This is a genomic window from Gordonia humi, assembly GCF_014197435.1.
Classification (GTDB): domain Bacteria; phylum Actinomycetota; class Actinomycetes; order Mycobacteriales; family Mycobacteriaceae; genus Gordonia; species Gordonia humi.
In genome coordinates this window covers 268,330-281,704 of the sequence record NZ_JACIFP010000001.1, presented here as the reverse complement: position 1 = coordinate 281,704, position 13,375 = coordinate 268,330, and the positions used below count along the sequence as shown (strand labels likewise).

At 66.2% G+C, this 13,375-nt stretch carries 9 protein-coding genes and 2 pseudogenes; 8 read left to right on the top strand and 3 right to left on the bottom strand.

The window, feature by feature from the left end; translation table 11 throughout:
* Positions 1-72: 72 nt before the first annotated feature.
* Positions 73-1,179, top strand: a complete 1,107-nt coding sequence (locus BKA16_RS01240) for an NDMA-dependent alcohol dehydrogenase (protein WP_183368856.1) — start codon at positions 73-75, stop codon at positions 1,177-1,179.
* 22 nt (positions 1,180-1,201) lie between these two features.
* Here BKA16_RS01240 and BKA16_RS01235 read toward each other — a convergent pair whose 3' ends face one another.
* Positions 1,202-2,089 (bottom strand): IclR family transcriptional regulator domain-containing protein, encoded by an 888-nt coding sequence (locus BKA16_RS01235; RefSeq protein WP_183368855.1) that lies wholly within the window; start codon positions 2,087-2,089, stop codon positions 1,202-1,204.
* Positions 2,090-2,172: 83 nt separating this feature from the next.
* Here BKA16_RS01235 and BKA16_RS01230 point away from each other — a divergent pair, with 83 nt between their 5' ends.
* Complete coding sequence (locus BKA16_RS01230; protein WP_183368854.1) at positions 2,173-3,663, top strand: aldehyde dehydrogenase family protein; 1,491 nt, start codon at positions 2,173-2,175, stop codon at positions 3,661-3,663.
* Between the two features lie 120 nt (positions 3,664-3,783).
* Here the strand turns inward: BKA16_RS01230 and BKA16_RS01225 are convergent, their stop codons facing one another.
* Both BKA16_RS01225 and BKA16_RS01220 read right to left on the bottom strand, forming a co-directional pair.
* Positions 3,784-4,788 (bottom strand): MBL fold metallo-hydrolase, encoded by a 1,005-nt coding sequence (locus tag BKA16_RS01225; protein WP_183368853.1) that lies wholly within the window; start codon positions 4,786-4,788, stop codon positions 3,784-3,786.
* 247 nt (positions 4,789-5,035) lie between these two features.
* A complete protein-coding gene (locus BKA16_RS01220; protein ID WP_183368852.1) occupies positions 5,036-5,647 on the bottom strand; it encodes a TetR/AcrR family transcriptional regulator in 612 nt (203 codons plus the stop codon).
* A gap of 177 nt (positions 5,648-5,824) precedes the next feature.
* Between BKA16_RS01220 and BKA16_RS01215 the strand changes: the two genes are divergently transcribed.
* The 6 genes and pseudogenes from BKA16_RS01215 (at position 5,825) to clpB (ending at position 13,209) form a co-directional block, all read left to right on the top strand.
* Entirely contained in the window at positions 5,825-6,352 is a 528-nt protein-coding gene (locus BKA16_RS01215) for a DUF4242 domain-containing protein (RefSeq protein ID WP_183368851.1), read from the top strand.
* Positions 6,349-7,405 (top strand): annotated as a pseudogene (locus tag BKA16_RS01210) (acyl-CoA dehydrogenase family protein). The gene BKA16_RS01215 and the pseudogene BKA16_RS01210 overlap by 4 nt, the downstream one beginning before the upstream one ends.
* Positions 7,381-8,112, top strand: coding sequence for an ATP-binding cassette domain-containing protein (locus BKA16_RS01205; RefSeq protein ID WP_183368850.1), 732 nt, complete (start codon positions 7,381-7,383; stop codon positions 8,110-8,112). The pseudogene BKA16_RS01210 and the gene BKA16_RS01205 overlap by 25 nt, the downstream one beginning before the upstream one ends.
* Positions 8,109-9,271: pseudogene (locus BKA16_RS01200) on the top strand (ABC transporter substrate-binding protein). The gene BKA16_RS01205 and the pseudogene BKA16_RS01200 overlap by 4 nt, the downstream one beginning before the upstream one ends.
* The gene (locus BKA16_RS01195) at positions 9,268-10,062 is read left to right on the top strand and encodes an ABC transporter permease (protein WP_183368849.1); all 795 of its coding nucleotides are present in this window, start codon (positions 9,268-9,270) and stop codon (positions 10,060-10,062) included. The pseudogene BKA16_RS01200 and the gene BKA16_RS01195 overlap by 4 nt, the downstream one beginning before the upstream one ends.
* A 594-nt stretch (positions 10,063-10,656) precedes the next feature.
* Complete coding sequence (clpB, locus tag BKA16_RS01190) at positions 10,657-13,209, top strand: ATP-dependent chaperone ClpB (RefSeq protein WP_183368848.1); 2,553 nt, start codon at positions 10,657-10,659, stop codon at positions 13,207-13,209.
* The last annotated feature ends 166 nt before the right edge of the window (positions 13,210-13,375 follow it).

Sequence of the window (13,375 nt, the reverse complement as noted above, 5' to 3'; positions counted from 1 at the left end):
ATGCGGTCGGTCGCATGGATGGGCCGTCGCAGAACCGAGTCTACGAGTTCATGAGCCGCTGAGGAGAAACTGATGAAGACTGATGCCGCGATCCTGTGGGGTGTCGGAGAGAAGTGGTCGGTGGAGGAGATCGAGCTGGCTCCGCCGCGTGAAGGGGAGGTCCTGGTCCGCTATGCGGCCAGCGGACTGTGCCACTCCGACGATCACTGCCGGACGGGAGACATCCCGGCCACCGCACCCACCGTCGGCGGACACGAGGGAGCGGGTGTCGTCGAAGAGGTGGGTCCCGGCGTGACGACTCTCAAGCCCGGCGACCACGTGGTCGCGGCCTTCATCCCGGCGTGCGGACGGTGTCGCTGGTGCGCCAACGGACAGTCGAATCTCTGCGATCTCGGCGCGTTCATCATGGCGGGTTCGATGCCCGACGGCACGTACCGTCGCCGCGCCCGTGGCAGGGACGTCGGCGCGCTGGCGCTGCTGGGTACCTTCTCCGAGTACGCGACGGTCCTCGAGGCGTCCCTGGTGAAGATCGACGACGACATCCCGCTCGACATGGCCGCGCTGGTCGGCTGCGGTGTGACGACGGGGTGGGGCTCCGCGGTGAATTCGGCGAAGGTCGGTCCCGGCGACACGGTCGTGGTGATCGGCTGCGGCGGCATCGGAACCGGGGCCATTCAAGGCGCCCGGCTCGCCGGAGCCGAGCACATCGTGGCGGTCGATCCGGCGGAGTCCAAGAACGACGCGATGAAGGTCATGGGCGCCACCCATTTCGTCACCGGCATCGAGGAGGCGCAGGCCCTCGTCGGTGACCTCACCCGAGGTGTCGGAGCCGATTCGGCGATCCTCACACCCGGCGTGCTGAGAGGCGAGATGATCGCCCCCGCGATGGATCTCGTCCGCAAGGGCGGTACCGGCGTGGCCACCGCGATCTCGCCTGCCGGCGACATCGATGTGAAGCTGTCGCTGTTCGTCCTGACCATGTTCCAGAAGAAGTTGGTGGGCTCGCTGTTCGGCGAGTGCAACCCGCGCGCCGACATCCCGCGTCTGCTGCGGCTCTACCAGGAGGGCCAGCTCAAGCTCGACGAGATGGTGACTCGCGAGTACGCGCTGAAAGACGTGAACACGGGCTACGACGACATGCTGGCCGCCAAGAACATCCGCGGAATGATCCGGTTCTGACATGCCCGGTGCGGCTCACCGTTCAGCCGGTGGGCCGCACCGCTGCCGGGACGGCGGAGCGGCGCAGGGTGACCGAGAGCGCGTCGGCCGCGCCACGGAGCAGTGACGAGTAGTCCTGCCGCCGCGCCCTCATGCGTTCGGCGGGCATGCACACCGACAGCGCGGCCGTCACCTCGCCGCCTGCGTTGCGGATCACCGTCCCGACGCAGGAGTGTCCGGCCACGGTCTCCTCGTCGTCGAGCGAGACCGCGGTCCGCCGCACCTCGGCCAACTGCCGGGAGAGGTCGGCCGCCGAGACAGGTGCCGACCCGGTCGTGGACGCGAGCGCGGCACGCACGTCGTCCCACGGCTGATGGGCCAGCAGTGCCTTGCCCAGTGCGGACGAGAATGCGGGCAGCACCGTTCCGGGCGACGGCCCGGCGCCGGCGACGCTGACCACGCGGCGCCCATCCCACACCCCGACGGTCACGGGAAGGCCGGTGCCCGTCGCCAGCTTCCGGAGGATCTGTGCGGCGCGCACCTCGAACTCGGAACTGTCCAGCAGACTCCGACTCATGGACAGCAACCGCCAGCCCAGCCGGTACCGTCCCGCCGACGTCCGCTGTAGGAACCCGACCTCCGTCAGACTCGACATGACGTCGTGGGTGTTGGACTTCGGTACTGAGAGGCGGCGCGCGACTTCGGAGACGCCCCACTCGGGAGCGTCCGGAGTGAACAGGGACAGGACCTGGGACGTGCGGTGAACGGTCTTGAGCACAATGATCTCCTCGTCGACATCGGCCGATATCGACAGGATCGGGCGTCGAGCAGCGCTGCGACTCGGCTCGGCGCCGACCTGGCCGGGACGGGCCAGGACCTGGCCGTCCCGTACAAGCCGACCGCACTCGTGCTCTCGATAATGGACTTGCACGAGGTTGATATGACCGGCGTCACAGTGAGAATCGGGCCGTTCTGGATCGAAGTCTCCCGCGCCGCGAACACAAGGAGAACACGATGCCGCACTACCGCATGTTCATCGACGGAGAACACGTCGACACAGACGAATCCTTCGACATGGTGAACCCGTCCACCGGCGAGGTCTGGGCGACCGTCGCGAAGGGCACCACCGAGCACGTCGACGCGGCTGTCGAGGCGGCGCAGCGTGCCTTCGAGTCCAGCGGATGGCGGGACACGCCGATGGCTGACCGAGCCGATCTCATCGATCGTGCAGCGGCCCGGCTCGCCGACCGTCTCGACGAGTTGTCGGCGCTGGCGGCACAGGAGAACGGCGTGCCGGTGCGGCTGGCCGCCGGACTGCTGATCGGGATGCCGATCATGCACGCACAGCACTTCGCGGAGATGGCGCGGAGCTTCGAATGGGAGGCCCCGGTCGGCGAAGCCGGACTGGTCCGCAAGGAGCCGTTCGGCGTGGTGGCGGGCATCGTCCCGTGGAACGTGCCTCTCGTGGTCGGGACATGGAAGGTCATTCCGGCGATCGCCACCGGCAACTCGGTGATCCTCAAGGTGGATGAGAAGACGCCGATCACCGAACTCGCACTCGCCGAGGCACTCACCGCCGAGGGGCTGCCTCCCGGTGTGTTGAACATCGTCACCGGCGACGCGGAGGAAGTGGGCAACCACATCTCGGCGCATCCGGGGATCCGAAAGGTCTCGTACACCGGGTCGACTCCGACCGGCCGCACCGTGATGCGCCACGCCGCGGAGAACGTCAAGGCGTTGACTCTCGAACTCGGCGGCAAGGGCGCGAACATCGTTCTCGAGGACGCCGATCTGGACAGGGCCGTCGACGGCTCGCTCTGGGCGTTCCTGGTCAACGCGGGACAGGCCTGTGAGTCCGGCACCCGATTGCTCCTTCCGGAGTCGATCCACGACGAGTTCGTCGACCGGATGATCGCGAGGATGAAGACTCTCACGATCGGCGACTCGTCCGATCCTGCGACCGACCTGGGGCCGGTGGTCAATGCGCGCCAACGTGATCGGATCAGCCACTACCTGGAGATCGCGGAGAAGGAGGGGGCGACCGTCGCCTATGGCGGCACGCTGAGCGGCCCCCAGTACGAGACAGGGTACTGGATCCATCCCACGGTGCTGACCGACGTCACCAACGACATGAAAGTGGCCGCCGAGGAGATCTTCGGCCCCGTGGTGTCGGTCCTAAAGTATTCGACGGTCGAGGAGGCGATCTCGATCGCCAACGACACCGAGTACGGGTTGTCCGCCGGAGTCTGGAGCACCGACAACGACCGGGCGCTCGACATCGCGCGTCGTCTCGACGCGGGCACGGTATGGATCAACGACTGGCATGTGCTGTCCGGGCAGCTTCCGTTCGGCGGATTCAAGCAGAGCGGTTTCGGTCGGGAGATGGGGCCGAACGCATTGGACGAGTACACGCAGGAGAAGGCGATATCGTTCGACGACGGCGCGCCGCGCGAAGAGAAGCTGTGGCAGGCGGTGCTCAGCACCCCGCCGTCGGCCGCCTCGTGAGGGCCGACCCCTCATCGATGATGCGGCGGCTCGCCGACTGTACGACCTGATTCGGATCCGCGACTCCCTCGCCTGGAGTCGCGGATCCGAACTCTTCTGGACCGTGTCCGGGGCGGTGCTTCAGATCCGAAAGGCTTCGACCGCACCCGTGGTGACCCGGAGCCGTCCCTGCCGCACGAGATGCAGCAGGTGCGCTCGAACCTCGAGGATCGCGGTCATCGCGTGGACGGGTGAGAGTTCGTGCAGTGCGCGATTCCTCCTGGTCCACCGCATGCCCTCGGCGATATCGGTGGCGGTGGTCGCGCCCGCCGCTATGGCCGACCGGATCTCGGTGAGGCGGGCCTCGTGATGGGCGATCAGCTCGCGGGCGCGCGCGTCGGTCATCGCGGTGAGGGCGCCGTGCGCGGGCAGCATCCGACGAGCGGGGGCCTCGGCCGAGACCCGCAGCGACTGCAAGTAGGAGGTCAGCGGCGACGTCTCCGGTGCGCGCTCGAAACCGATGGACGGAGTGATGCGGGGGAGGAGGTGGTCGCCGGTGAACATCACGCCGGCTCCGGGCAGTTCGTAGACGACGTGACCCCGGGTATGGCCCGGGGTGGCGTGGGCGACGATGCTCTGGGCTCCGCCGTCGAGCACCTGACCGTCATGGACCCAGTGATCGGGTGGACCGAACAGGTGATCGCGTTCGTACGCCTCGAGCGGGAGACTGTCGATCGAGTCGGCGAGTTCGCCGGCTCCCGACACCCGCAGCAGTCGCACCTGCTCGGGATGCGACCCGTCGCGCAGGTCGAAGTTCTCGATCGTGTGGCGTTCCTCGCGACCGAGGTGGACCGGTATCGAATAGCGCTGTTGCCAGTCGAGGGCACGAGTGTAGTGATCCCAGTGACTGTGCGTGATCAGCATCCTGCTGACGTCGGTAGGCGTCCGGTCGATCTGCGCCAATGCGGTACGGAGGATCTGCTCGCTCTCCTCGTCACGCCAGCCGGGATCGACCAGGACCAGCGAGTCGTCATCGACGAGCGCATACGAGTTGATCTCGGTCAGATCCGGCATGGGCAGAGGAAGCGGAATCCGGAACAGTCCGTCGGCCACCTGTTCGGCCGCTATCGGGTCGGTACGGGTCATCAGTGCTTCTCCCGTCAAGACGTTCGCTCGGTGAGCGACAGCCAATAAATATAATCTACTTTAAATTATTGTAGCGTATCCCTCGAGTCGCTCTTCGTGCCGTGTCGACCGTCGGCCGGCGGTGTGAACGAGCGCGGTCGGCTCGACGGTGAGTGATCTGCCCGAGGACGGACCCGAGACTCGCTGTCCGTGATCGATCGCCGACTCATGTCCTCGCGATCGGAGACGTGCTGTGAACTCGCAGTCGTCACTGCGCCTGTCGACGTCGGGTCGATGTGCCCATGAGGTCCCTCGCCATCTCCCTGGCGATGCGGATCGGTTCGACAGAGCGGGCCAATTTGGAGCCGGACAGTGCGCCGTCGTAGATCACCTGGATCCGCTGTGTGGTGCTGTCGGGGTCGGCGACACCGATGTCGGCCAGGAGGGCGGCAACCGTGTCGACGAACCATCGACGGTGCTCGGTGATGGGCGGCAGCTCGGTGTCGGGGAACTCGGTTGCCGCATTCGCGTACTGGCAGCCGCGGAAATTGCGGTCCGGGGCGCCGGCGATTGCCAGGTCGAAGAACGCCAGCACCTTGGCATGAGGCTCGGTGAGGGCGTCGGTCGCGCTCTGCCAGCGATTGCGATCAGTCTGATCTAGATACTGGAGGTAGGCCAGAATGAGCGCGTCTTTGGAGCCGAAAGTGCTGTAGAGACTCGCCTTCGCCACCCCGGCATCACGCAAGATCGTATCGATGCCAGATGCTCTAATCCCCTGTGCGGCAAACAATTTCGAAGCAGCAGCCAAGAGTCGATCGGCTGGTGCGGTTGCTTCGATGGCGGCCTCGGTGGCGCCCTCGGGGTGGGATGTGGTGCTCATGACTCCGAGGGTATACGCCTCCACAGCATCTAGACAGACCTGTCTGTCTGGGTATTGTCGCCATGTGAGTCGGCGGCTCGGAGTTCGCCTGAGCCGCCACAAGACTCACCGCCCTCGCCGCCACGTTCCGCGTGTGAGCGGGGTCCGTTCCAACAACTTCGACGAAAGGCGTCCACCATGGCCCTCTACCTCCACGAGATCACTCCTGCCGTACGCGAGCCGGGAGAGGTCGAAGCTCTGATCAAGAGTGTCGACACCGTAGTACGTGACGCAGGCGGCAGCCTGATCGAGACGCAAGTGACCGAGGGCGCCGCGAAGCTGTTCGTGATCACCGAATTCAGCGACTCTCAGGCCGCGAACACTGCCGATCTCGCGACGCTCGAGGCGACAGCCGTCGTCGGGCCCGATGAGGTGCGGCTCGTCGGCGCCGAGCTCGATCAGGTGAAAGCGGCGCGCCCCACGGCGGGCTACTTGGTGGAGTGGGACATCCCCGCCGAGATCGACATGGACACCTACTTCGCGCGGAAGAAGGCGAACGCGCCGAAGTACGCCGACGTCCCGGAGGTGAGCTTCCTGCGTACGTACGTCCGGGAGGACACGGACAAATGCCTGTGCTTCTACGACGCCCCCGACGAGGCAGCCGTACTCCGGGCCCGTGATGCGGTCTCCACGCCTGTGGATCGCCTCCACCGACTTCAGGGATGACCGCCGTGTCCGCATTCTCCACCCCGCTGTGCCGGGAGGGGCTCGTCGCTTTCGGTGATTCCGTGGCCGAGCGAGCCGCCGACCTGGACATGGGTGTGGCCGATACTCGCGCCGACATCGCATCGGCGGGGGCGGCGGGACTTCTTCACCACGGCATCGACGGCGGTGATCTGTCCACGATGGTCGAGATCATCGAGAGTACGTCGATCGCCAGCCTGTCGGTGGGGTTCTCGCTGTGGGCCCAGCGGATGACGGCGGAGTACGTCGCGCGCGCCACAGGGTCTGCGTGACACGCATCTGGACTCGCTGCTCTCCGGGACTCGCATCGGAGTGACCGCGATGGCCGCGGGCCTCAAACAGGTCGTCGGATTGGGACAGGTGGCCACCACATCTCGGCACGTCGACGGCGGAGTCCTCGTGGACGGTCCGATCCACTGGGCGTCCAACGTGTTCGCCGATTCGCTGATCGTCCTCCCGGTTCGGGACGAGCACGGGGGCTCGTCTGTCGTCGTCGTCCGGTCTGATGCTCCCGGCGTTCGGATCAATCCGGAGCCCGCACTCATGGCACTCGGTTCGACGGCGTCGACCTCGCTGGAACTGAATGGAGTCGCTGTCGCCGCGGCGGATGTGGTGACCGACGACCTGGCCGGCTTCGTCGGGGCGATTCGCCCCACCTTCCTCCTGCTGCAGTTCGCGTTCTGCAGCGGGGCGGCGTCGGCCACGATCGACGGTTGTCGAAGGAAGCTGACTGGGATCAACCACGTGTTCGCTGACGAGGCGTCGGCCCTCGAGTCAGACCGTGACTCGGTGCGGAATCGGTTGTACCGGTTCGCGCAGGCTCCCGACTCGGTGACGCCCGCCGACCTTCTCCGACTGCGGCTCGACGCCGGGCGGCTCGCGGTGACCGGCGCGCGACTGGAGGCGACACTGTGCGGCGGCGCCGGATACGCGAGCGGAACCGCGGTGAACAGGCGCTTTCGCGAGATCGCGTTCCTGCCAATTCAGTCACCGTCGGAAGGGCAATTGCGGTGGGAACTAGCGCAGTTCGAATAGTCAATGGCGGCAAGGAGTTCCGTGGCCACGTGGCGCTCTCAGGCGTCGATCTGACGATTGGCGATCGCGAGTTCGTCGCAGTCCTGGGCAAGAGTGGCAGCGGCAAGTCGACGCTGCTGCGAGTGCTCGCCGGGCTCGACACGCTCGACTCCGGGATCGTCGAATGGTCCGGCAGTGAGTCCGCCACGCGCTCACACACCGGCGTCGTCTTCCAGCAGCCGCTGTTGATGCCGTGGCTCACCGTGCTGGAGAACGTCGAGTTCGGGCAGCGCTTCGCATCCCAACGGGATCGAATCGATGGCAACCGCGCCCGTGATCTGTTGAGTCGGTTCGGCCTGGACGCTCTTGCTCAGCGTCGACCCGCTCAATTGTCGGGTGGGCAGGCGCAGCGAGTGGCGATCATTCGTGCGGCCGCGGTCGCGCCCCGCCTGCTACTGCTCGACGAACCGTTCAGCGCGCTCGATCCGGCCGTTCGTGGAGACCTGCGCGGCTGGTTGGCCGAGCTCGCGGACGAGCTGGGCATGACGGTGGTCCTCGTGACGCACGATGTCGAAGAAGCGCTCGAACTCGCCGATCGGATCGTCTTGCTCGGGGACAATGGCACGATCCGAGGGCAGTGGTGCCTGGAGTCCGCCGACCGCGTCGACCCGGTGCTGCGTTCGGCGATATTCGACAGCTACCGCGACCCCGTCGGCGAGCGGTCATGACCGGCGTGTCACGCAGGACTCTGCTGTCCGGGATCGGCGGACTCGCAGTCGCGGGCGGCATCGCGGGCGTCGCCGATCTCGGGCGCACGGCGCTGGCCGGTCCGGCGGACGGCTCACGACAGTTGCGGGTGGGGTATCTGCCGATAACCGATGCCGCGCCGCTGCTCATCGCCCATGCGGCCGGGCTGTACGCGGGAACCTCGGTGAGTGAGGCGAGGCCGACTCTGTTCCGGAGTTGGGCGTCGCTCGCAGAAGCCTTCGTGACTCGTCAGGTCGACGTCGTCCATCTCCTCATGCCGATGGCTGTTCAGATCCGCTACTCGCTCGGCAGTTCCGTCCGCGTCGTGGGGTGGAATCACACAAACGGCTCGGCGTTGACCGTATCGCCCGACATCGTCGACCTGGAGCAGTTGGCGGGCAGGCAGGTCGCGATCCCGTTCTGGTGGTCGATCCACAACATCATTCTGCAGCGGATGTTTCGGGATCGGGGACTACGTCCTGTCGTTCGGCAGTCGGCGTCCAAGTCCGCACGGACTGTCGAACTGATTGTGATGAGCCCGGCCGACATGGTTCCCGCACTCGCGAACGGATCGATCGCAGGCTACGTGGTGGCTGATCCGTTCAACGCGGTCGCCGAGAGCCTGGGAATCGGTCGCATCCACACCTTCCTCGGGGTGTGTGGCGCCGGCATGCGTGTTGTGCGCTGCTCGTGCATCAGCGGGCGATCGACGAACGACCCCAGGCGGTGCAGAGTCTGATGAATGCAGTCGTCGACGCGCAACGCCTGATCGGGCACGGCCGTGCGCGGGCAGCGGTTGATCTGTCGACCGGAAAGTACTTGCCGCAGGCGGAACCCGCGATCGCGAAGGCGCTGACCTATCGGCAGTCCGAATATCAGGTGCGACACCCCGACTGGCAACCGCAGCAGCTGGGGTTCGAGGCGTTCCCGTACGCCGGCTTCAGCGAACGTCTCGTCACCGAGATGCAGAACACCGTCGTCGACGGTGACCGGAGATTCCTCGACCGCCTCGATGCGGCGTCGGTCCATGCCGATCTCGTCGATGATCGCTTCGTCCGATCCGCCATCGACAGGTCGGGCGGTCCGGTCGCACTCGGACTGCCTGCATCCCTCACCAGAATCGAACAGGTGCAACCATGACCACGTCGAACGTTGTTTCGTCGGAGCCTGCGGAGTCGACGCGAAGCGCGATCGGTTCACGGCTGTGGTCGCCCGCGCTCACCGTCGCGGTGGCGATCGTTCTGTGGTGGATCGGGACTTCTGTGGTGCCGGCCGCCGACTCACTCACCCGTCAGTTCGCGCCCCAGAACGTGGGTCCGGCGCTGGTCGACATGTTCTCCCGTGGTGTGCTGCTGCCCGATATCGGACTGAGCCTGTGGCGATTGGTGGTCGGGTTGCTGATCGCCATCGTCGTAGGAATCCCCATCGGCCTTCTTGTCGGACTCAGCACCACGCTCGAGCGGGCAGTCAGCCCGCTCGTATCGTTCCTGCGAATGATCTCACCGCTGTCGTGGGCGCCCATCGCGGTCATGGTCTTCGGCATCGGTAATCAACCGGTGATCTTCCTGATCGCCATCGCCGCCGTCTGGCCGATCGTCATCAACACCGCGGCAGGAGTCGCCGCGATCGACCCGGGGTTCTTGGCGGTCGCACGCAGCTTCGACGCCAGCCGATCGGAGCTGGTGATTCATGTGGTGGTGCCGGCCATCAGAGGGCACGTGCAGACCGGAGTGCGGGTGGCATTGGGTATCGCATGGGTCGTGCTGGTTCCAGCGGAGATGCTTGGCGTGCGATCCGGGCTCGGCTACCAGATCCTCAACGCGCGTGACCAGCTGGCGTACGACCAGGTGATGGCGGTCATCGTCGTGATCGGCGTACTAGGATTCGTGCTCGACGCGGGAACTCGGTACTTGGCGCGCGAACGCAACTGAGTAAGGGCATACGGCCGGTCGACGCGCTGCGCCGAAGGTCGTCCCCCGCTCGTGGTCACACGCTCGGCATTGGCGGCGCGGCAACTCTGGTGCCTCAGCCTGGACACGGGACCTGCGTCGACTGCGAAAGTCTCGACCGGAACCTTGAGTGAGGGTCTGGACTCGGCGCGCAGACGACCGTGAACTGCGATGATGCCTGACGATCTGTAACAGGTGACAGGGCAAACAGCGAAGTCTCTGGACCGTCAGCGCATCGCGCTCAGCACCGATACGCTTCTTGAAGTCGGCAGGCCCGAGCGGCTCGGGAATGCATCCGAAGCGGTTCGGGCATCGATCATGGCACTTCCTCATTCCGGATTTTCCAACGAATGGGCAGATGTGGCGTGAGAGTCCAGAAACCAGACTGTGGTCCGTCAGCACAGACTCCGAGCGTCTGCGGCAACATGGTGGGTGATGCATATCACCGACATGGCCAAACTTAAGCGGAACAGACTCAACCCTGACTGAGTTGAACTGATCGAACGGCAAACATGAGCCGTATAGACTTAAGTCTGGAAGAAGGTTCCGGACTCCGATCTACGGAAAGGCAACCCAGTGGACAGCTTCACTCCCACGACCAAGACGCAGGCTGCGCTGCAGGCTGCTGTCCAGGACGCCGCGGCGTCGAACAACCCCGACGTGCGCCCCGCACACATTCTCGCCGCGCTGCTCGAACAGACCGATGGCATCGCGTCGCCGCTGCTCAAGGCGGTCGGCGTCGACCCTGCGCATATGCGTGCCGAGGCGAACGCTCTTGTCGGACGTGCTCCGACAGTGGCCAGCAACAGCGGGCAGCCGACGCTCTCTCGTGAGGCGATCGCCGTGGTCACCGCCGCGCAGAACCTTGCGACCGAGATGGGCGACGATTACGTCTCCACCGAACACCTGATGGTCGGCCTCGCCACCGGCGACTCCGACGTCGCGAAACTGCTCACCAACGCGGGAGCGTCGCCCGAGGCGCTGCGCGAGGCGTTCGTGTCGGTCCGCGGCACCGGACGTGTGACGAGCGAAGATCCCGAGTCGACGTATCAGGCACTCGAGAAGTACTCGACCGACCTCACCAAACGAGCCCGCGAAGGCGACCTCGACCCGGTGATCGGCCGCGACAGCGAGATCCGTCGCGTGGTGCAGGTCCTGTCCCGTCGTACCAAGAACAATCCGGTGCTCATCGGCGAGCCGGGCGTCGGCAAGACGGCCATCGTCGAAGGACTCGCCCAGCGCGTGGTCGCGGGCGATGTGCCGGAGTCGCTGCGCGGGAAGACCGTCATCTCGCTCGACCTCGGATCGATGGTCGCCGGTGCCAAGTACCGTGGCGAGTTCGAAGAGCGCTTGAAGGCCGTCCTCGACGAGATCAAGGGCTCGGACGGACAGATCATCACGTTCATCGACGAGCTGCACACCATCGTCGGCGCCGGTGCCACCGGCGAGTCGGCGATGGACGCGGGCAACATGATCAAGCCGATGCTCGCCCGCGGTGAGCTGAGGCTGGTCGGTGCGACGACTCTCGAGGAGTACCGCCAGTACATCGAGAAGGACGCCGCCCTCGAACGCCGCTTCCAGCAGGTCTACGTCGGGGAGCCGTCGGTGGAGGACACCATCGGCATCCTGCGCGGACTCAAGGACCGGTACGAGGTGCACCACGGCGTGCGCATCACCGACTCCGCGCTGGTGTCGGCCGCGACGCTCTCGGACCGCTACATCACCTCGCGTTTCCTGCCGGACAAGGCAATCGACCTGGTCGACGAGGCCGCGTCGCGACTGCGCATGGAGATCGACTCGCGTCCCGTCGAGATCGACGAGGTCGAGCGAATCGTCCGACGCCTCGAGGTGGAGGAGGTCGCCCTGGAGAAGGAGACCGACGCCGCGTCGAAGGACCGTCTGGAGAAGCTGCGCGTCGAATTGGCCGACCACCGCGAGAAGCTCAACGAGCTGCTCGCGCGCTGGCAGGGCGAGAAGACCGCGATCGACGCGATCCGCGACGTCAAGGAAGAGCTGGAGCGGCTCCGCGGCGAAGCCGATCGTGCCGAGCGCGACGGAGATCTGGGGCAGGCCGCCGAGCTGCGCTACGGCCGCATCCCGGGTCTGGAGAAGGAACTGGAAGCCGCCATCGAGAAGACCGGCGGCGACCCCGACCAGGACGTGATGCTGCAGGAGGAGGTCGGACCCGACGACGTCGCCGAGGTCGTGTCGGCGTGGACCGGTGTGCCCGCGGGCAAGATGCTCGAGGGTGAGACCGCGAAGCTGCTGCGCATGGAGGACGAGCTCGGCAAGCGCGTCATCGGTCAGAGGGCTCCCGTGGCCGCGGTGTCGGACGCCGTGCGTCGTGCTCGGGCCGGCGTCGCCGATCCGAACCGGCCGCTCGGTTCGTTCCTGTTCCTCGGACCGACCGGTGTCGGCAAGACGGAGCTGGCGAAGGCACTCGGCGAGTTCCTGTTCGACGACGAGCGCGCGATCATTCGGATCGACATGAGCGAGTACGGCGAGAAGCACAGCGTCGCTCGCCTGGTCGGTGCCCCTCCCGGGTACGTCGGCTACGAGGCGGGTGGTCAGCTGACCGAAGCCGTGCGCCGTCGGCCGTACTCGGTGGTCCTGTTCGACGAGGTCGAGAAGGCGCACCCGGACGTGTTCGACGTGCTGTTGCAGGTCCTCGACGAAGGCCGTCTGACCGACGGTCAGGGGCGCACGGTGGACTTCCGCAACACCATCCTCATCCTGACGTCCAATCTGGGCGCCGGGGGTGACAAGGACCAGGTGATGGCGGCCGTCCGCGCGGCGTTCAAGCCGGAGTTCATCAACCGTCTCGACGACGTCGTGATCTTCGACGCGCTGAGCCCGGAGGAACTGGTGTCGATCGTCGACATTCAGCTCGCGCAGCTCGGCAAGCGGCTGGCCCAGCGTCGCCTGGATCTGCAGGTGACACCGAAGGCCAAGGAGTGGTTGGCCGAGCGCGGATTCGATCCGCTGTACGGTGCGCGCCCGCTGCGCCGTCTGGTGCAGCAGGCCATCGGCGACCGGCTCGCCAAGGCGCTGCTGGCCGGTGACGTCCGCGACGGCGACGTCGTGGCGGTGGACGTGGCAGGCGACGGAGAGTCGTTGAGCGTCGGCTGATCCGGCCCAGATCAGAGGTCCCGCTTCCCCGATCGGGGAAGCGGGACCTTTCCGTCTGTCGCGGAATTGGACCGAATACGCGGCGCCGACCTCGTATAGCCGTCGGCGACGCGCAGAGGTTCGGGTTGCGCGGGGCCGCGAGTTCAGCACAAACTTCTACCCTCGA